This window comes from Acetanaerobacterium sp. MSJ-12 (genome assembly GCF_018917875.1).
Lineage (GTDB): Bacteria > Bacillota > Clostridia > Oscillospirales > Ruminococcaceae > Bittarella > Bittarella massiliensis.
In genome coordinates, this window is sequence record NZ_JAHLPK010000002.1 from 305,520 (window position 1) to 321,484 (window position 15,965).

Consider the following 15,965-nt stretch of genomic DNA (forward strand, 5'->3'; position numbering starts at 1 on the left):
TATACGATAATCGTATAAATAGAGTGTAAGGCAGGCCGCCCTTCCTGTCAAGGGGAAATTGACCGCTGGGGAAAAAGGGGCAAAGTAGACAGATGCGGCGGCGGAGCGGGGCGAAATTTCTCCCGACGATTTGCCGCTTTCCACTGGAAAAATGGCGGGGGAAAGAGTATACTGTTGGCAAATGCCATCGGACAGGCCGGGCGGTCTTCCCCCCGGCGCGGTGGCGCAATTTCAGAGAGAAAGAGGCGAATCCCCATGGAGTATGTGACCAAAGGATATGAGCCGGCCGACGCGCTGCGCTATTTTGAAGAGCTTTCTGCCATTCCTCGGGGCAGCCGCAACGAAAAAGCTGCCGCCGAGTTTGTGATGCAATTTGCCAAGGATCTGGGCCTCTGGTGCCGGATGGACGACGCCTACAACGTGGTGGTGAAGAAGCCCGCCTCCCCCGGCTGCGAGGGGCTGCCCACCGTCATGCTGCAGGGCCACCTGGACATGGTCTGCGAGAAAAACCAGGCCACCGAACACGACTTTGAAAAAGACCCCCTGAAGCTGCAGGTGAAAGACGGCATCCTCCGCGCCTCGGGCACCACCTTGGGGGCCGACAACGGGGTGGCGGTGGCCTACATGATGGCCGCCCTCGCCCGGGACGACTACCGCCACCCGGCGCTGGAGTGCGTCTTTACCTCGATGGAGGAGATCGGCCTGCTGGGGGCCATTGCCCTGGACTGCTCCGACTTGGAGGCCAAGTACCTGCTGAACATGGACTGCGGCCCCGAGGGGACGATGATCGTCTCCTCCGCCGGCGGGCTGCTCATCGACTTTGAGAAGTCGGCCGAGCTGGTTCCCTTTGCCGGAGAGGCCGTCTCCCTGGCGGTGCGGGGGCTGCTGGGCGGCCACTCGGCCATGATGATCGACCAGGAGATGGGCAACTCCATCAAGCTGATGGGGCGGGTGCTGCACAACATCAAAAAGGCGATGCCGGTGAACCTGGTGAGCCTCTCGGGCGGCTCGAAGATGAACGCCATCCCCCGGGAGTCCGACGCCCTGATCGCCGTGCCCGCCGGCAGGGCCGACGAGGCCATTGCCATCGCCCAGCGGGTGGCGGCGGAGATCTCCTCCGAGCTGGCGGCCAGCGACCCCGGCTTTGCGCTGCAGGCAGCCGCCGCCGAGCCCGCCGCCCAGATGATGGACAGCGCCTCCAGCGACGAGCTGATCCGCTTTGTCTACCTGCTCCCCAACGCCGTCTACACCATGAGCATGGAGATCCCCGGCCTGGTGGTCACCTCTGGCAACCTGGGGGTGGCGGTGAGCGAGGGGAACACCGTGAAGATGACCGAGTTCATCCGCTCCAGCGACCCCACCGTCCGCGACCACATGGCCGACGAGATGGCGACCCTGGCCGAGATGTGCCGGGTGAAGGCCGACATCAACGAGCCCATGGCCGGCTGGAAGTACGAGGCCAACTCCCCCCTGCGGGAACTCTGCATGAAGATCTACAGGGAGCAGACCGGCAAGGAGATGGAGATGAAGGCCGTTCACGGCGGCCTGGAGTGCGGCATTTTGAAGGACAAACTGCCCGCGCTGGACATCATCGCCTTCGGCCCCACCGCCGACGGGGCCCACACCCCCGACGAGTGCCTGGACCTGGCCTCCTTCCAGCGGACCTTTGAGATGGTGATGGCCGTGTTGGAAGCCCTGGCCAAGTAGCCCTTCCCCCGACTGATCGAACAAAAAAAGAGAGCGGCCCGACCGGCGGCAGATCGGTCGGGCTGCTCTTTTGTATTGGGAGGGGGCGCCTGATGTTCGCCCCTTTACAGGAGCTCGTTTCCCGCGGCGTCGAAAAACTGGTATCGCGACGGCAGCGTCTCGCTGTACAGGATGTAGGGGTACTCCCCCTCCCCGATGGAAAAGAGGCGGGTCCCCTCCCCGTCGGAGAGGCGGACCGCAGTGCAGTGCGGGTCGTTGATCAAAAGGGCGAGCCCCCGCTTCCACTGCAGGGCGACGATGTCCCTGCCGCCGCGGGGGAGGGGGCGGTAGCTCCGCACAAAGACATACTCCTCCTCCCCGACCACGGTGCACTCCATGGGCAGGTAGTTGTGCGCCTGGTACTCGTTGCCCGAGATGAACCAGAGGAGGGCGTCATCCCCCTGCGCGCACTGCCCGGCGTACCGGATCTCGGTGTGTTCCGCATCGGCAATGGGGATTTCCGCCCGCGCCTTTTCAACCAGCGCGTCGGTCCCTTTGAGGGTCTTTTGGCAACCGGCGAGGGAGAGGGAAGAGGCGAGGGCCAAGACGAGGGCCAGGAGACGGACGGGGGAGAAAAAGGCGGCGGACAGGTGCTTGCTCATCGGCGGCACTCCCTTCTCTGCGGCCCCTTAGAGGGCTTTGCAGAAGGTCAGACAGTAGAGGCTGCCCCGGCGGACATCGGCCAGGGCCACATCGGTGACGTTGGGGGGAAGGAGGTCCACCGGGGGGACGATCTCCTCCCGCCCCCGGAAGGGGGTGCCGAAGAAGGGCAGGCGCTGGTAGCGGCGGGCCACCCGCTCGGTCTCGTCGGCGATGAGGAGGGGGGCGCCGGGCCGGGCGACCCGCACCATCTCCCGGATGGCGGCCTCCCGGTCGGAGAAGAGGTTGATGCCCCCCACGTGAAAGACCGCGTCGAAGCTCTCGTCCCGAAAGGGGAGGGCCTCGGCGTTTGCCTGGCAGAGGTGGAGGGGGAGCCGGCGCCTCCGCTTTTGCAGAAAGCACTGTTCGAGCTGCCCGGCCGACAGGTCGATGCCGTAGTAGTCGGCCTCCGGGGGAAGGCAGCGGATGTTGGCCCCGGTGCCCACCGAAACCTCCAGCACCCGGTCGCCGGGGCGGATGTGCAGGTATTGCAGGTAGTCGTTTCGGGCCTTCCGCTCGCCGCCGTAGAGGCTGTAATAGAGCTTCTGCCCCCCCTCGTAAAAGGGGGCGAACCGATCGTAAAAGCGGGTGCTGGCGGCGTCGGGGCCGACGGCATCCTCCGCCCCGCAGAAGTGGAGGATGCCCCGGCTGTCGGCGGGGTAGAGCCGGCCGGTGCGGGGGTTTTCAAAGCCGCGGCGGGCGCGGTTGAAGGAGAGGGGTTCCCCCGTCTCGGGGTCCTGCCAGATGGAAAAGTCGATCACGTCTTGAAGTGCCTCCTTTCTCGGCTGTCCTAGCGGTGGCGGCGGCGCTGCTTGAGGATCTCCTGCACCACCATAAAGGGGGAGTGGGCCGCGTTTACCTGCAGGTCGCAGCAGGCCTGGTAGATGGGATAGCGGCTCTCAAAGAGAGCCCGCACCTCGGCCTCGCTCTTGTCCTGCACCAGGGGGCGGGAGGAGGCGCGGATGCGCTGGTAGCAGGTCTCAAAATCGCAGTCCAGAAAGACGGTGGTGAAGTGGCGGCTGAGCACCTCCCGGTTGCGGGGAAAGAGGGCCAGCCCCCCGCCGCAGGAGAGGACCCCCCGCCGCCCGGCGGCCCGTTTTAGATAGGCGTGTTCCAGCTCCCGAAAACCCGCTTCCCCCTGCTGGGCGAAGATCTCGGGGATGGTCCGGCGCTCCCCCAGGGCGATGGCGGCGTCCAGGTCCCAGAAGGGGCACTGCAGCCGCTTGGCCAGTTCCCGCCCCACGGTGGTCTTGCCGCAGCCCATAAAGCCCACCAGGGCGTAGTTATCCCGCATGGCTCGTCCCCTCCAGCGACCGGATCAGCTCGCCGGTCAGATCGCCGTCCACCGGCCGGCCCAGCCAGATCTCCTGGGCGGCGGCGGCCTGGAGCACCAGCATCCCCATCCCCCCCAGGGCGGGGATGCCCAGGGCGCGGGCGGCCTGCAGCAGCCGGGTCTCGGCGGGGTTGTAGATGGCGTCAAAGACAAAGCCGCAGCGGGCGATGACCGGCTCGTCCACCGGGCAGCCCTCCACCTGGGGCCACATCCCCACCGGGGTGGCGTTGAGCAGGGCGTCGTATGCCCCCTCGATCTGTCCCAGGGGGACAAACCGCACCGCCGCCCCCGCCAGCTCCTGGCGCAGGGAGGCGGCATTTTCGCTGCCGGGGTCGCGCACTGCCACCGTCAGGGAGCGGCAGCGCCGCAGGGCCTCTTTGGCCATCATCCGCGCCGCGCCGCCGGCCCCCAGCAGCAGCACGTCGCCGGAGAGGGCCTCGACCCGCTCTCCCAGGGAGCGGAGGAAGCCGGTCACGTCGGTGTTGTGCCCGGTGCGGGCGGCGCAGTCGACGGTGTTGACCGCGCCGTAGTCGGCCGCCTCGGGGGAGAGGGCCTCCAGGTAGGGGAGGACCGCCCGCTTGTAGGGGATGGTGACGTTGAGACCGTCGTACTCGGCCAGCAGCCGGGGAAAGGTGTCGGCAAACCCCTCCCGGGGGATCTCGATGAGGTCGTAGCGGGCCTCCGCGCCCAGTGCGGCGAAGAGGCGGCTGTGGATCTGGCCGGAGAGGGAGTGGCCCAGCTTCTCCCCGATCAGGCCGAAGGTCTTGCCCTGTTTCATAAGTTCCTCCAAATGTCAGTCGTGTGCGGCGGGATGGGGCGGGAAGCGGGGGCACAGCGCCCTGACCGGCATCTCGACACAATGGCCGCGTTGCGGCCATTATACCACAAATTGAGCGGCGAGGAGGGCAGGGGAAGATGAAATTTTTTTGAATTCTGGGCCAAAGGGGGCGGCCTGGAGAGCAGTTGGCCGGCGGGGTGGGGAAAAGCAACGATTTTTCATCCTTTTTCCAAATACCCATTGACAGCCGCTGCCAAAACGTGTATACAAGTATGTAGGCAATCGCCACCCGCTTTGGCGGCGATGTTTTGCAATCTTGCAGACTGGTATTTTCTTATAGGAGGAAAATGATATGGTATTCGAGAAAGTCAAAGAGATCCTGTGCGATCAGCTGGACGTGGAGGAAGAGAAGGTCACCATGGAGGCCAACATCATGGAGGATCTGGAGGCCGACTCCCTGGACGTGGTCGACCTGGTGATGAGCCTGGAAGAGGAATTTGACATCGAGATCCCCGACGAAGAGGTGGAGAACATCAAGGAAGTCGGCGACATCGTGAAATACATCGAGTCCCACATCTAAGGACTCGCCGGAAACAGGGGGGCGCCTGCCGCGGGATGCGGCGGGCGCCCCCCTGTTTTTTCAGGCAGAGGGCCGCCCCCGATTTGACGGCAGGGCCGCAGCACACTATAATGGGGACAGCGAAAAAGGGCAGCCGGGCCGCGGGGCCCGGCAGAGAGGGGGCGAGGGAGATGGCAATGGCGCGAACCGGCAAAAAGGGGCCGCTCTGGCGGCGGACCCTCTCCCTTCTCATGGCCCTCTCCCTCTCTCTCTGCCTCCCCGCCCCGGCCCGGGCGGCGGACAAGGTGCAGGTCACCCCCTACACCTCCCCCGTCAACGGCGGGCGGGACTACCTGGTGGTGTTGGGGAGCGACAACACCCTCGCGGTCTCCTCCGGCTGTCCGGAGGAGCTGGCCGCCGCCCTCAAACGGCAGAAAAATGTCACCCAGTTCGACCAGTTCCGCGACCGGGTGGGCCTCCTCTATGCCGACGGCTCGGTGGCCCTCTTCACCCTCGGCGGGGAGACCGCCTTCACCCCCCGGGGAAGGGTGGAGCAGATCGCCGTGGGGGGTACCTTTGTGGCGGCCCTCCTCAAGGACGGGACGGTGCAGCTGCTGCAGGTGAGCGAGGGGCTCTACGAGGACCAGCTCCTGCGGGCGGAGCAGTGGCAGGGGGTGGAGACCCTCTCGGCCGGGCGGGGCCACCTGCTGGCGGTCACCGGCGGCGGCAAGGTGCTGGCGGCCGGGGCCAACGAGTTTGGCCAGCGCAGCATCAGCGGGGAGACAGGGGTGGTGGCTGTCTCGGCGGCCTACAACCACTCCATCGCCCTGCGCAGGGACGGCACTCTGGTCAGCGCCGGGGACAACACCTTCGGCCAGTGCGAGGTGGGTTCCCTGCGCCAGATCATCTACGTGGCCACCGGGATGAAGAACACGGTGGCGGTGGACAGCGCCGGGAACGTCCACCTGCTGGGGGAGGAGTCCGCCGGGATGGAGGCCGCCGCCAGCTGGGAGAAAACGACCTTCTTATATATAGGAAGCAACTTTCTCTGCGGGATCGGGGCCGAGGGCGAGGTGCGGGGCGCCGGCGAGCAGGGACAGGCCATCGCCGCGGAGCTGAGCGGGGCCCGGGCCAGCTACCGCTATGTGGGCGAGTTCATCCGCCGGGCCAAGCGGGATCGGCAGCGGGTGCTGGCCGGCGGGGTGCAGCCGGGGGGCTTTTGGCGCACGGTGATGAAGGCCTGGCACATCCTGGCCCTCTTTGGCCTGTTTTGGGCAGTGGTCTTCATCGACATCCGCTGGAAGCGCCGCCACGGCGGCTGAAGGGCGCCAAAGAGGACGCGCCGGACGAAGGTTGGAGAAAATTCTCCAACCGGGGCAAAAGGGAGGGTGAAAAATCTCTTTTTTGCCCAAAAAACTTTGAAAAAAGCCTTGCAATGGGCCCGGCGCTGGTGTATTATAATAAAGCGTGACTGCACAAGATATGCGTTGAAGCGGGAGGTTGCCACACATCTGTGTGGGTTTTTCCGTGGAGTATGTCCGATTTTAAACCGGGCGACAGTAAATACTGAACACAGCGAGAAGGGGACAGCTATGCCCATTCCCCGTCGCTGAAAGGGCGTTTCATGCCCATTCCCGGATATGCTTGCACACGTCAAGTGTATTCGTTTTTTTATGGCCCAACATGAAACACCCGGGTCAGTGTTTAGTTTTTGAAACCGCCCCAAAAACATGTATTCTAATAGGAGGCGATTTAAAGTGGCAGTCAAGGAGAAAATTCGCATCAGACTCAAGGGGTACGATCACAATTTGGTCGACAAATCGGCGGAGAAGATCATTGAGACCGCAAAGCGCACCGGCGCTCGGGTCTCCGGTCCCATCCCCCTGCCCACCAAAAAAGAGGTCGTGACCATCCTGCGGGCCGTCCACAAGTACAAGGACAGCCGCGAGCAGTTTGAGCGGAGGACCCACAAGCGGCTCATCGACATCCTGCGGCCTTCCAACAAGACCGTCGACAGCCTGATGAACCTGCAACTCCCTGCTGGTGTGGACATCGAGATCAAGCTGTAAGCGCGATTTCCTGCCCAGCAAGCAGGTCATGTCGGCGCAAGCCGACCAATAACCGAAGGAGGGAAAAACATGAACAAAGCGATTCTCGGAAAAAAAGTTGGCATGACACAGCTTTTCGACGAAGCGGGAAAGGTCATCCCGGTGACTGTTGTCGAGGCGGGCCCCTGTGTGGTCGTGCAGAAGAAGACCGCCGAAAACGACGGCTACTGCGCCCTGCAGATCGGGTTTGGCGACGCCTCTGTCAAGAGCACGAACAAGCCGATGAAGGGCCATTTTGACAAAACTGACGTGGCTCCCAAAAAGCACCTGAGAGAGTTTGCCCTGGAGGGCAGCGATCTGGAGGTCGGCGCCATCATCAAGGCCGACGTCTTCCAGGTGGGCGACCACGTAGACGTAAAGGGGACAAGCAAGGGCAAAGGGTACGCCGGCACCATCAAGCGCTACGGCCACCACCGCCTGAAGGAGTCCCACGGCTCCGGCCCTGTGGTCCGCCACGCCGGTTCCAACGGTTCCACCTCCACCCCCTCGCGGGTGTTCAAGGGCAAAAAGCTGCCCGGGCACATGGGCGCCGAGACGGTCACTGTGCAGAACCTGGAGATTGTCAAGATCGATACAGAGAATAACCTCATTGCGCTCAAAGGTGCGATCCCCGGCCCCCGCGGCGGCCTGGTCGCCATCACCGACAGCGTCAAAGCCTAGTGGAAGGAGGAGAAGCACATGCCTAAAGTCAAAGTTTTGAATATGGCCGGCAAAGAGGTCTCCGAGATCACTCTGAGCGACGCCGTATTTGGTATTACCCCCAACGAAGCGGTCATGCACGCGGCTGTGGTCAACTACCTGGCCAACCAGCGCCAGGGCACCCACTCCACCCTGACTCGCACCGAGGTCAGCGGCGGCGGCCGCAAGCCCTGGAGACAGAAGGGCACCGGCCGGGCCCGCCAGGGCTCTACCCGGGCTCCCCAGTGGACCCATGGCGGCATCGTCTTTGGGCCCAAGCCCCGCGACTACAGCTACTCCCTGAACAAGAAGGTCAAGAGACTGGCCCTCAAGTCCGCCCTGTCGGCCAAGGCCGCCAGCGAGAGCGTCGTGGTCGTTGACAAGATCGAGCTGGAGGGCTTTAAGACCAAGGCCGTCAGCGAGATGCTGGGCGCCCTGGGCGCCGGCAAGAAGGCCATGATCGTCATGCCCGAGAAGTGCGACAAGCTCGTCAAGAGCGCCGCCAACATCCCCGGCGTGAAGACCGCCCTCATCAACACCCTGAATACCTACGACATCCTGAACTGCGATACCTTCATCATCGCGCAGGACGCCGTCTCCAAACTCGAGGAGGTGTACGCATAATGCGCCTGGCACAGGACATCGTCATCAAACCCGTCATCACCGAGGCCAGCATGGCCAATATGCAGCTGAAGAAATACACCTTCAAAGTTGCCAAAGACGCCGAGAAGGTGGAGATCGCCAGAGCGGTGGAAGAGCTCTTCGGCGTGAAGGTTGCGAAGGTCAACACCATCAGTGTGCGCGGCCGCGAAAAGAGAATGGGCCGCAACTCCGGTTACACCCCTTCCTGGAAAAAGGCCATCGTCACCCTGGCTGAGGATTCCAAGGGGATCGAGTTCTTCGACAACATGATGTAACCGCCCGCCCGGCCCGCCGAGGCCGGGGGCAACGTATGGGAGGGCAAACCCCTTCCGCTAAGCCTGATAATAGGAGAGTGAAACCCAATGGCGATTAAGAAATACAAACCGACTACGCCGGGCCGCCGCGGGATGACCGTCACCGATTATTCCGAGCTGTCCAAAGTAGAGCCGGAGAAGAGCCTGCTGGCCCCCCTGAAAAACCATTCGGGCCGCAACAGCTACGGCCGCATCACCGTCCGCCACCGCGGCGGGAAGCAGAGAAGAAAGTACCGCATCATCGACTTTAAGCGCAACAACTTCGGCGTGGAGGGGACCGTCAAGACCCTGGAGTACGACCCCAACCGCTCCGCCCACATCGCCCTCGTCGAGTTTGTCGACGGCGACAAGCGCTACATTCTGGCCCCGGTCGGTCTGAAAGTCGGCGACAAGGTGATCGCCGGCCCCGACGCCGACATCAAGCCGGGCAATGCTCTGCCCCTGCAGAACATCCCCGACGGCACCGTCATCCACAACATCGAGCTCTACCCCGGCAAAGGCGCCCAGCTGGTGCGCTCCGCCGGCAACTCCGCCCAGCTGATGGCCAAAGAGGGCAAATACGCCCTGATCCGCCTCCCCTCCGGAGAGCTGCGCAACGTGCCCGCCAGCTGCATGGCCACCATCGGCCAGGTCGGCAACGTGGATCACGAGAACGTGAACCTGGGCAAGGCCGGCCGCAAGCGCCACATGGGCATCCGCCCCGCTGTCCGCGGCTCGGTCATGAACCCCTGCGACCACCCCCACGGCGGCGGCGAGGGCAAATCCCCCATCGGCCGTCCTTCTCCTGTGACTCCTTGGGGCAAACCCACCATGGGCCACAAGACCCGCAAGAAGCACAAGCAGTCCGACAAGTTCATCGTCAAGCGCGCCAACTCCAAGTAGGCGTCTGTAATCGAAAGGAGGCAAATAGAAAATGGGCAGAAGCGTTAAAAAAGGACCTTTCGTACAGGCTTCCCTGCTGAAGAAGGTTTTGGCCATGAACGAGGCCGGCGAGAAGAAAGTCCTGAAGACCTGGAGCAGATCCTCCACCATCTTCCCTGATTTCGTTGGACATACCTTCGCCGTCTACGACGGCCGCAAGCACGTACCGGTCTATGTGACTGAGGACATGGTTGGGCACAAACTCGGTGAGTTTGCCCCCACCCGGACCTACAAAGGCCACGCCGGTTCCAAAACATCCAACAGAGGTTAAGGTCGAAAGGAGGATTCCAAATGGAAGCAAGAGCTTATCTTCGCCATTTGCGCATTGCGCCGAGAAAAGTGCAGATCGTTTTGGACCTGATTCGGAACCAGCCCGCCGACAAGGCGATGGCCATTCTGAAGCACACCCCGAAGTCTGCCAGCGAGCCCTTACAGAAGCTCCTCAAATCGGCCATGGCTAACGCTGAGAACAACCACAACATGGACAAAAACAGCCTCTACGTCGCAGAGTGCTTCGTTTGTCCTGGCCCCACGCTCAAGCGCATTCGCCCGAGAGCACAGGGCAGAGCATTCCACGTCCTGAAGAGGACCTCGCACGTGACGATGGTTCTCAAGGAAAAGGAATAAGCTGAAAGAGGAGGTAAACTATGGGCCAGAAAGTAAATCCCCACGGTCTTCGGGTGGGCATTATCAAAGACTGGGACTCCCGCTGGTTTGCTAAGGATAACGCTTTCGGCGATATCCTGGTAGAGGACTACAAACTCCGTAAATTCATCAAAAAAGAGATTTACGGCGCCGGCGTCCCCCGCATCGAGATCGAGAGAACTGCCAACAAGATCCGCATCCACATCCACTGCGCCAAGCCGGGCATGGTCATCGGCAAGGGCGGCAGCGAGATCGACAAGCTGCGCAAGAACATCGAGAAATTCATCGGCAAACCGGTGAACATCAATATCGTTGAGGTCAAGCAGCCCGACGTCAACGCCCAGCTGGTGGCCGAGAGTGTCGCCAAACAGCTGGAGAAGCGCACCTCGTTCCGCCGGGCCATGAAGATGGCCATCGGCCGGGCCATGCGCCTGGGCGCCAAGGGCATCAAGATCCAGGTCTCCGGCCGTCTGGGCGGCGCGGACATCGCCCGCACCGAGCAGTACCACGAGGGGACCATCCCCCTGCAGACCCTGCGCGCCGACATCGACTACGGCTTTGCCGAGGCGGACACCACCTACGGCAAGATCGGCGTCAAGACCTGGATTTACAGAGGCGAAGTGCTGCACGACGCCAAGAGAACCACCCGGAGGGAAGGAGGCAAACGGTAATGCTTTTGCCAAAGAGAGTCAAGTATCGCCGCGTGCACAGAGGTCGTCTGACCGGTAAAGCGTACCGCGGAAACAAGGTGACCTACGGCGAGTATGGCCTGGTTGCCCTGGAGCCTGCCTGGATCACTGCCAACCAGATCGAGGCCGCTCGTATCGCCATGACCCGTTACACCAAGCGCGGTGGTCAGGTCTGGATCAAGATTTTCCCCGACAAGCCCATCACCGAGAAACCCGCCGAGACCCGCATGGGCTCCGGTAAAGGGTCCCCTGAGTACTGGGCTGCCGTCGTGAAACCCGGCCGGGTCATGTTTGAGATCGCCGGTGTTTCCGAGGAGATCGCCCGCGAGGCCCTTCGCCTTGCCAGCCACAAACTGCCCATCAAGTGCAAGTTTGTCAAAAAAGAAGAATTGGAGGGTGAAGAGTAATGAAAGCGTCTGAGATCCGTGAGATGAGCGCCGACGAACTGAACGCGAAGTTGATTGACCTCAAAGCCGAGCTCTTCAACCTGCGCTTCCAGCACGCTGTGAACCAGCTTGAGAATCCCATGCGGATCAAGGCTGTGAAAAAGGACATCGCCCGCGTCAACACCCTGCTGCGCGAGCGGGAACTGAAAGACAGCGCGAACTAACGAGAAAGGGAGGCAAGAGCTGTGAGCGAAAGAAACCTGAGAAAATCGAGGGTCGGCAAGGTCGTCAGCGACAAGATGGATAAGACCATCGTCGTCGCCATCGAGGACAATGTCCAGCACCCCCTGTACAAAAAGATCATCAAGCGCACCAGCAAGTTCAAGGCCCACGACGAGAAGAACGAGTGCGGCATTGGCGACACTGTTGAGATTATGGAAACACGCCCCCTCTCGAAGGACAAACGGTGGAGGCTCGTCAGAATCATCAACAAGGCGAAATAGAACCTGTTAAAACCGAAAGGAGGAACGCACTGTGGTACAGATGCAAACTTACCTCAAGGTGGCCGACAACACCGGCGCCAAAGAGATTATGTGTATCCGCGTGCTGGGCGGTTCCCGCAGAAGATATGCCAACATCGGCGATGTGATCGTCGCTTCTGTGAAGAAGGCCGCCCCCGGCAGCGCCGTGAAAAAAGGCGACGTTGTCAAAGCTGTGATCGTTCGTTCTGCCAAGGGTGTTCGCCGCGAGGACGGCACCTACATCCGGTTCGATGAGAACGCGGCAGTTCTGATAAAGGAAGACCAGAACCCCAGAGGCACCCGTATTTTTGGGCCCGTGGCCAGAGAGCTGCGCGAGAAGAACTACCTGAAAATACTCAGCCTCGCACCCGAAGTTCTGTAAGGAGGAGGAAATCTCATGGAAAAATTGCATGTCAAGACCGGCGATACCGTGGTGATCCTCTCCGGCAAGGACAAGGGCAAGCAGGGCAAAGTCCTGCAGGTCAGCCCCAAAGAGGGCAAAGTCATCGTGGAAGGCTGCAACATGGTCACCAAGCACGTCAAACCCCGCCAGATGGGCGAGGCCGGCGGCATTGTGAAGGCCGAGGGCGCCCTGTACGCCAGCAAGGTGATGCTGGTCTGCCCCAAGTGCGGCAAGCCCACCCGGCTGGCCCACAAGGTGCTGGAAGACGGCAAAATGCGGCTGTGCAAACACTGCGGCGAGACTTTCTAGAGTAAGGAGGAAACAACATGGCTAGAATTAAAGACCTTTACGAAAAAGAAGTCGCGCCGGCTCTGATGAACAAATTCTCCTACAAGAGCGTCATGCAGATCCCCAAGCTGGACAAAGTCGTCATCAACGTGGGCTGCGGGGAAGCGCGCGACAACCCGAAGGTCATCGACTCCATCATCAGCGATTTGATGCAGATCACCGGCCAGCGGCCCATCGTCTGCAAGGCCAAGAAATCGGTGGCCAACTTCAAACTGCGCGAGGGGATGAACATCGGCGTGAAGGTGACCCTGCGGGGCGACCGGATGTACGAGTTCGTCGACCGCCTCTTCAATGTGGCGCTGCCCCGCGTGCGCGACTTCCGCGGAATCAACCCCAACTCCTTTGACGGCCACGGCAACTACTCCCTGGGCATCACCGAGCAGCTGATTTTCCCGGAGATCGACTACGACAAGATCGACGCGATCCGCGGCATGGACATTGCGTTCGTGACCACTGCGAAGACCGATGAGGAGGCCCGCGAGCTGTTGAGCGCACTGGGCGCTCCCTATGCGAAGTAAAGGAGGAATCTGTTGTGGCAAAGAAATCGATGATCAATAAACAGCAAGGGCCCCAGAAGTATTCCAGCAGAGAATACAACCGGTGCAAGATCTGCGGCAGACCTCATTCATATCTTCGCAAATTCGGCATCTGCCGCATCTGCTTCCGGGAGCTGGCCTACAAAGGCGAGATCCCCGGTGTGAAGAAGGCCAGCTGGTAAAAAACAGCCAAAGGAGGTTCACGGTATGCAAATCACCGACGCGATTGCAGATTTCCTGACCCGGATCCGGAACGCGAACTCTGCAAAACACGACACGGTCGACATCCCCGCTTCCAACATCAAAAAGGCCATGGCCCAGATTTTGGTGGACGAGGGATATATCAAGAAATTCACCGTCATCGATGACAACAAGCAGGGGGTCATCCGCATCACCCTGAAGTACGGTGAGAACAAATCGCAAGTCATCACAGGGCTGCGCAGGGTCTCGAAACCCGGCCTGCGCATCTACGCCAACTGCGAGGAGATGCCGAAGGTCATGGGTGGCCTGGGCATTGCCATCGTCTCCACTTCCAAGGGCATCATGACCGACAAGGCCGCCCGGAAGGCAAACGTGGGCGGCGAAGTCCTGGCATTTGTCTGGTAAGGGGGTGCAGTAGAGATGTCTCGTATTGGTAGAAAACCCATCGCAGTCCCCGCCGGCGTGGAGGTCAAGATCGAGGGCAACACCGTGACGGTGAAGGGCCCCAAGGGCACCCTGACCAAGTCCTTCCACCCCGACATGAAGATTGCCATGGAGAACGGTGAGATCACCGTGACCCGCCCCTCTGACAACAAGGAGCACCGCTCCCTCCACGGCCTGACCCGCACGCTGGTCAGCAACATGGTCGTGGGTGTCACCGAGGGCTTCCAGAAAGAGCTGGAAATCAACGGCGTCGGTTACCGCGCCGCCAAACAGGGCACCAGTGCCAACCTGACCCTGGGCTTTTCCCACCCGGTCATCATCGAGGAGACCGAGGACATCAAGATCGACGTCCCCGCCCCCAACAAGATCGTGATCTCCGGCCCCGACAAGCAGAAGGTCGGCCAGTTCGCCGCCGAAGTGCGGGAGAAACGCCCGCCCGAGCCCTATAAAGGCAAAGGCATCAAGTATGTGGACGAAGTGATCATCCGCAAAGAGGGCAAGGCCGGTAAGGGCAAATAGAGGAAAGGAGTGACCAAATAATGGTGAAGAAGCCAGACAGCAACAAAGCTCGGCTTAGAAGACATCGCCGGGTGCGCGGCCAGATTGCCGGCACTCCCGAGCGTCCCCGCCTGAATGTGTTTCGCTCCGCAAAGCACATTTACGCGCAGATCATTGACGACAAGAACGGCGTGACGTTAGCCGCTGCCTCTTCCATGGACAAGGACTTCGAGGGCCAGGGTGGCAACAGAGAAGCCGCACAGAAGGTCGGCGCTGCCATCGCTAAGAAGGCCATCGAAAAGGGCATCACCGAAGTGGTGTTCGACCGCGGTGGTTACATCTACCACGGCCGCGTCCAGGCGCTGGCCGAAGGTGCCCGCGAGGGCGGCCTGAAATTTTAGTGAGGGGGTATACTTTTGGCTAAAATCGACGCAACAGCTCTTGATTTGCAGGAGAAAGTTGTTTCCATCAACCGCGTGTCCAAGACCGTAAAGGGCGGCCGGATCTTCAAGTTCTCCGCTCTGGTCGTCGTGGGCGACGGCAAAGGTTCCGTCGGCTACGGGCTGGGCAAAGCTTCTGAGGTTCCCGACGCCATCCGCAAGGGCATCGAAGAGGCCAAGAAAAACATGATCAAGGTCTCCCTGTACGGCACCACCATCCCCCACGAGGTCGTGGGCGAGTTCGGCGCCGGCAGAGTGCTGCTCAAGCCCGCTGGAAAAGGTACCGGCGTTATTGCCGGCGGCGCTGTCCGCGCAGTCGTGGAAGCGGCTGGCATCAAAGACATCCGCACCAAATGCCTGCGCTCGAACAACCCGTGCAACGTGGTGACCGCCACCATCAACGGGCTGAAGTCCCTGCGGGATGCCAAGCAGGTCGCCGCCATCCGCGGCAAGAGCGTCCGGGAAGTATTGGATTAAGGAGGGTCACGCTCCATGGCTGATTACAGAATCAAGTTGATCAAAGGCTTCCAGGGCCGGAAAGACGACCAAATTGCCACCGCTCACTCGCTGGGCCTGCGCAAGATCGGCGACGTCACCATTCAGCCCGACAATGAGGCCACCAAGGGAAAAATCGCCAAGATCGCACATCTGATCGAGGTTACCGAAGCGTAAAAAAGGAGGTGCAAGCAAAATGAAACTGCATGAACTGTCTCCGGCTCCCGGCAGCACCAAAGAGCCCAAGCGCAAGGGCAGAGGCGCCGGTTCCGGCAACGGCAAGACCGCAGGCAAGGGCCACAAGGGCCAGAAGGCCCGCTCCGGCGGCGGTGTCCGCCCCGGGTTTGAAGGCGGCCAGATGCCCCTGCAGCGCCGACTGCCCAAGCGCGGCTTCCACAACCACTTCGCCACCGTTTACGCCAACGTGAACGTTGCCGACCTGGAAAAGAAGTTTGAAGACGGCGCGGTCGTCGACACCGAAGCCATTCTGGCTGCCGGCCTGGTCAAGAAAGAACTGGACGGCATCAAGGTCCTGGGCGACGGCGAACTCACCAAGAAACTGACCGTGAAAGCGGCCAAATTCTCCTCCTCCGCGAAGGAAAAAATTGAAAAGGCAGGCGGGAAGGCTGAGGTGATGTAAG

General features: G+C 61.4%; 28 protein-coding genes. 24 read left to right on the forward strand and 4 right to left on the reverse strand.

What is annotated here, in order from left to right; translation table 11 throughout:
• The first annotated feature begins 255 nt into the window (after positions 1–255).
• A complete protein-coding gene (pepD, locus tag KQI11_RS03395; protein ID WP_216401094.1) occupies positions 256–1,707 on the forward strand; it encodes a beta-Ala-His dipeptidase in 1,452 nt (483 codons plus the stop codon).
• A gap of 104 nt (positions 1,708–1,811) precedes the next feature.
• On the opposite strand, the gene KQI11_RS03400 is transcribed toward pepD, so the two are convergent.
• Genes KQI11_RS03400 through KQI11_RS03415 form a run of 4 tightly spaced genes read right to left on the reverse strand, consistent with a single transcriptional unit; the run spans position 1,812 to position 4,496 of the window.
• Positions 1,812–2,348, reverse strand: coding sequence for a hypothetical protein (locus KQI11_RS03400; RefSeq protein WP_216401095.1), 537 nt, complete (start codon positions 2,346–2,348; stop codon positions 1,812–1,814).
• 27 nt (positions 2,349–2,375) lie between these two features.
• A complete protein-coding gene (locus KQI11_RS13430) occupies positions 2,376–3,146 on the reverse strand; it encodes a class I SAM-dependent methyltransferase (RefSeq protein WP_216401096.1) in 771 nt (256 codons plus the stop codon).
• 29 nt (positions 3,147–3,175) lie between these two features.
• Entirely contained in the window at positions 3,176–3,679 is a 504-nt protein-coding gene (locus tag KQI11_RS03410) for a shikimate kinase (protein WP_216401097.1), read from the reverse strand.
• On the reverse strand, positions 3,669–4,496 hold the full coding sequence (locus tag KQI11_RS03415) for a shikimate dehydrogenase family protein (RefSeq protein WP_216401098.1): 828 nt from the start codon (positions 4,494–4,496) through the stop codon (positions 3,669–3,671). The genes KQI11_RS03410 and KQI11_RS03415 overlap by 11 nt, the downstream gene beginning before the upstream one ends.
• Positions 4,497–4,848: 352 nt before the next feature.
• Between KQI11_RS03415 and acpP the strand changes: the two genes are divergently transcribed.
• The 23 genes from acpP (at position 4,849) to rplO (ending at position 15,964) form a co-directional block, all read left to right on the forward strand.
• Positions 4,849–5,076 (forward strand): acyl carrier protein, encoded by a 228-nt coding sequence (gene acpP, locus KQI11_RS03420; protein ID WP_021659671.1) that lies wholly within the window; start codon positions 4,849–4,851, stop codon positions 5,074–5,076.
• A gap of 170 nt (positions 5,077–5,246) precedes the next feature.
• On the forward strand, positions 5,247–6,377 hold the full coding sequence (locus tag KQI11_RS03425) for an RCC1 domain-containing protein (RefSeq protein ID WP_216401099.1): 1,131 nt from the start codon (positions 5,247–5,249) through the stop codon (positions 6,375–6,377).
• Positions 6,378–6,785: 408 nt separating this feature from the next.
• Positions 6,786–7,124, forward strand: a complete 339-nt coding sequence (gene rpsJ / locus KQI11_RS03430) for a 30S ribosomal protein S10 (protein WP_021659674.1) — start codon at positions 6,786–6,788, stop codon at positions 7,122–7,124.
• Positions 7,125–7,193: 69 nt separating this feature from the next.
• Positions 7,194–7,823: a 50S ribosomal protein L3 gene (gene rplC, locus KQI11_RS03435; RefSeq protein ID WP_021659675.1), complete on the forward strand. Its 630-nt coding sequence runs from the start codon at positions 7,194–7,196 to the stop codon at positions 7,821–7,823.
• Positions 7,824–7,841: 18 nt separating this feature from the next.
• Complete coding sequence (gene rplD / locus KQI11_RS03440) at positions 7,842–8,465, forward strand: 50S ribosomal protein L4 (protein WP_185915774.1); 624 nt, start codon at positions 7,842–7,844, stop codon at positions 8,463–8,465.
• Entirely contained in the window at positions 8,465–8,758 is a 294-nt protein-coding gene (rplW, locus tag KQI11_RS03445) for a 50S ribosomal protein L23 (RefSeq protein WP_021659677.1), read from the forward strand. The genes rplD and rplW overlap by 1 nt, the downstream gene beginning before the upstream one ends.
• A gap of 87 nt (positions 8,759–8,845) precedes the next feature.
• Positions 8,846–9,679 (forward strand): 50S ribosomal protein L2, encoded by an 834-nt coding sequence (rplB, locus tag KQI11_RS03450; protein WP_185915773.1) that lies wholly within the window; start codon positions 8,846–8,848, stop codon positions 9,677–9,679.
• 31 nt (positions 9,680–9,710) lie between these two features.
• Positions 9,711–9,989: a 30S ribosomal protein S19 gene (rpsS, locus tag KQI11_RS03455; protein WP_021659679.1), complete on the forward strand. Its 279-nt coding sequence runs from the start codon at positions 9,711–9,713 to the stop codon at positions 9,987–9,989.
• Between the two features lie 20 nt (positions 9,990–10,009).
• Complete coding sequence (rplV, locus tag KQI11_RS03460; RefSeq protein ID WP_021659680.1) at positions 10,010–10,345, forward strand: 50S ribosomal protein L22; 336 nt, start codon at positions 10,010–10,012, stop codon at positions 10,343–10,345.
• A gap of 20 nt (positions 10,346–10,365) precedes the next feature.
• Positions 10,366–11,034 carry a 30S ribosomal protein S3 gene (gene rpsC, locus KQI11_RS03465; protein ID WP_021659681.1) on the forward strand — a complete coding sequence of 223 codons (669 nt, stop codon included), beginning with the start codon at positions 10,366–10,368 and terminating at the stop codon, positions 11,032–11,034.
• Positions 11,034–11,459 (forward strand): 50S ribosomal protein L16, encoded by a 426-nt coding sequence (rplP, locus tag KQI11_RS03470; RefSeq protein ID WP_021659682.1) that lies wholly within the window; start codon positions 11,034–11,036, stop codon positions 11,457–11,459. The genes rpsC and rplP overlap by 1 nt, the downstream gene beginning before the upstream one ends.
• On the forward strand, positions 11,459–11,662 hold the full coding sequence (gene rpmC, locus KQI11_RS03475) for a 50S ribosomal protein L29 (protein WP_021659683.1): 204 nt from the start codon (positions 11,459–11,461) through the stop codon (positions 11,660–11,662). Before rplP ends, rpmC begins: the two co-directional genes overlap by 1 nt.
• Before the next feature lie 21 nt (positions 11,663–11,683).
• Complete coding sequence (rpsQ, locus tag KQI11_RS03480) at positions 11,684–11,941, forward strand: 30S ribosomal protein S17 (RefSeq protein ID WP_059004310.1); 258 nt, start codon at positions 11,684–11,686, stop codon at positions 11,939–11,941.
• A gap of 40 nt (positions 11,942–11,981) precedes the next feature.
• Positions 11,982–12,341, forward strand: a complete 360-nt coding sequence (gene rplN / locus KQI11_RS03485; RefSeq protein WP_021659685.1) for a 50S ribosomal protein L14 — start codon at positions 11,982–11,984, stop codon at positions 12,339–12,341.
• Positions 12,342–12,356: 15 nt separating this feature from the next.
• On the forward strand, positions 12,357–12,671 hold the full coding sequence (gene rplX, locus KQI11_RS03490) for a 50S ribosomal protein L24 (RefSeq protein WP_021659686.1): 315 nt from the start codon (positions 12,357–12,359) through the stop codon (positions 12,669–12,671).
• 17 nt (positions 12,672–12,688) lie between these two features.
• Positions 12,689–13,228 (forward strand): 50S ribosomal protein L5, encoded by a 540-nt coding sequence (gene rplE / locus KQI11_RS03495; RefSeq protein ID WP_185915772.1) that lies wholly within the window; start codon positions 12,689–12,691, stop codon positions 13,226–13,228.
• A gap of 14 nt (positions 13,229–13,242) precedes the next feature.
• Positions 13,243–13,428 (forward strand): type Z 30S ribosomal protein S14, encoded by a 186-nt coding sequence (locus KQI11_RS03500; protein WP_044992686.1) that lies wholly within the window; start codon positions 13,243–13,245, stop codon positions 13,426–13,428.
• A 25-nt stretch (positions 13,429–13,453) separates the two neighbouring features.
• Positions 13,454–13,852, forward strand: a complete 399-nt coding sequence (gene rpsH, locus KQI11_RS03505) for a 30S ribosomal protein S8 (protein WP_021659689.1) — start codon at positions 13,454–13,456, stop codon at positions 13,850–13,852.
• A gap of 15 nt (positions 13,853–13,867) precedes the next feature.
• Positions 13,868–14,410: a 50S ribosomal protein L6 gene (gene rplF / locus KQI11_RS03510; protein ID WP_021659690.1), complete on the forward strand. Its 543-nt coding sequence runs from the start codon at positions 13,868–13,870 to the stop codon at positions 14,408–14,410.
• A 20-nt stretch (positions 14,411–14,430) separates the two neighbouring features.
• On the forward strand, positions 14,431–14,790 hold the full coding sequence (gene rplR, locus KQI11_RS03515) for a 50S ribosomal protein L18 (protein ID WP_021659691.1): 360 nt from the start codon (positions 14,431–14,433) through the stop codon (positions 14,788–14,790).
• Between the two features lie 15 nt (positions 14,791–14,805).
• On the forward strand, positions 14,806–15,306 hold the full coding sequence (rpsE, locus tag KQI11_RS03520; RefSeq protein ID WP_021659692.1) for a 30S ribosomal protein S5: 501 nt from the start codon (positions 14,806–14,808) through the stop codon (positions 15,304–15,306).
• Positions 15,307–15,321: 15 nt separating this feature from the next.
• Entirely contained in the window at positions 15,322–15,501 is a 180-nt protein-coding gene (gene rpmD / locus KQI11_RS03525; protein WP_021659693.1) for a 50S ribosomal protein L30, read from the forward strand.
• A 19-nt stretch (positions 15,502–15,520) separates the two neighbouring features.
• On the forward strand, positions 15,521–15,964 hold the full coding sequence (gene rplO, locus KQI11_RS03530) for a 50S ribosomal protein L15 (RefSeq protein WP_021659694.1): 444 nt from the start codon (positions 15,521–15,523) through the stop codon (positions 15,962–15,964).
• Position 15,965 lies beyond the last annotated feature (1 nt).

Excerpts from the sequence above, each read along its gene's own strand:
- pepD (WP_216401094.1), top strand. The coding sequence starts at position 256 with ATGGAGTATGTGACCAAAGGATATGAGCCGGCCGACGCGCTGCGCTAT.
- KQI11_RS03400 (WP_216401095.1), bottom strand. The coding sequence starts at position 2,348 with ATGAGCAAGCACCTGTCCGCCGCCTTTTTCTCCCCCGTCCGTCTCCTG.
- KQI11_RS03410 (WP_216401097.1), bottom strand. The coding sequence starts at position 3,679 with ATGCGGGATAACTACGCCCTGGTGGGCTTTATGGGCTGCGGCAAGACC.
- KQI11_RS03415 (WP_216401098.1), bottom strand. The coding sequence starts at position 4,496 with ATGAAACAGGGCAAGACCTTCGGCCTGATCGGGGAGAAGCTGGGCCAC.
- acpP (WP_021659671.1), top strand. The coding sequence starts at position 4,849 with ATGGTATTCGAGAAAGTCAAAGAGATCCTGTGCGATCAGCTGGACGTG.
- KQI11_RS03425 (WP_216401099.1), top strand. The coding sequence starts at position 5,247 with ATGGCAATGGCGCGAACCGGCAAAAAGGGGCCGCTCTGGCGGCGGACC.
- rpsJ (WP_021659674.1), top strand. The coding sequence starts at position 6,786 with ATGTATTCTAATAGGAGGCGATTTAAAGTGGCAGTCAAGGAGAAAATT.
- rplC (WP_021659675.1), top strand. The coding sequence starts at position 7,194 with ATGAACAAAGCGATTCTCGGAAAAAAAGTTGGCATGACACAGCTTTTC.
- rplD (WP_185915774.1), top strand. The coding sequence starts at position 7,842 with ATGCCTAAAGTCAAAGTTTTGAATATGGCCGGCAAAGAGGTCTCCGAG.
- rplW (WP_021659677.1), top strand. The coding sequence starts at position 8,465 with ATGCGCCTGGCACAGGACATCGTCATCAAACCCGTCATCACCGAGGCC.
- rplB (WP_185915773.1), top strand. The coding sequence starts at position 8,846 with ATGGCGATTAAGAAATACAAACCGACTACGCCGGGCCGCCGCGGGATG.
- rpsS (WP_021659679.1), top strand. The coding sequence starts at position 9,711 with ATGGGCAGAAGCGTTAAAAAAGGACCTTTCGTACAGGCTTCCCTGCTG.
- rplV (WP_021659680.1), top strand. The coding sequence starts at position 10,010 with ATGGAAGCAAGAGCTTATCTTCGCCATTTGCGCATTGCGCCGAGAAAA.
- rpsC (WP_021659681.1), top strand. The coding sequence starts at position 10,366 with ATGGGCCAGAAAGTAAATCCCCACGGTCTTCGGGTGGGCATTATCAAA.
- rplP (WP_021659682.1), top strand. The coding sequence starts at position 11,034 with ATGCTTTTGCCAAAGAGAGTCAAGTATCGCCGCGTGCACAGAGGTCGT.
- rpmC (WP_021659683.1), top strand. The coding sequence starts at position 11,459 with ATGAAAGCGTCTGAGATCCGTGAGATGAGCGCCGACGAACTGAACGCG.
- rplN (WP_021659685.1), top strand. The coding sequence starts at position 11,982 with ATGCAAACTTACCTCAAGGTGGCCGACAACACCGGCGCCAAAGAGATT.
- rplX (WP_021659686.1), top strand. The coding sequence starts at position 12,357 with ATGGAAAAATTGCATGTCAAGACCGGCGATACCGTGGTGATCCTCTCC.
- rplE (WP_185915772.1), top strand. The coding sequence starts at position 12,689 with ATGGCTAGAATTAAAGACCTTTACGAAAAAGAAGTCGCGCCGGCTCTG.
- rpsH (WP_021659689.1), top strand. The coding sequence starts at position 13,454 with ATGCAAATCACCGACGCGATTGCAGATTTCCTGACCCGGATCCGGAAC.
- rplF (WP_021659690.1), top strand. The coding sequence starts at position 13,868 with ATGTCTCGTATTGGTAGAAAACCCATCGCAGTCCCCGCCGGCGTGGAG.
- rplR (WP_021659691.1), top strand. The coding sequence starts at position 14,431 with ATGGTGAAGAAGCCAGACAGCAACAAAGCTCGGCTTAGAAGACATCGC.
- rpmD (WP_021659693.1), top strand. The coding sequence starts at position 15,322 with ATGGCTGATTACAGAATCAAGTTGATCAAAGGCTTCCAGGGCCGGAAA.
- rplO (WP_021659694.1), top strand. The coding sequence starts at position 15,521 with ATGAAACTGCATGAACTGTCTCCGGCTCCCGGCAGCACCAAAGAGCCC.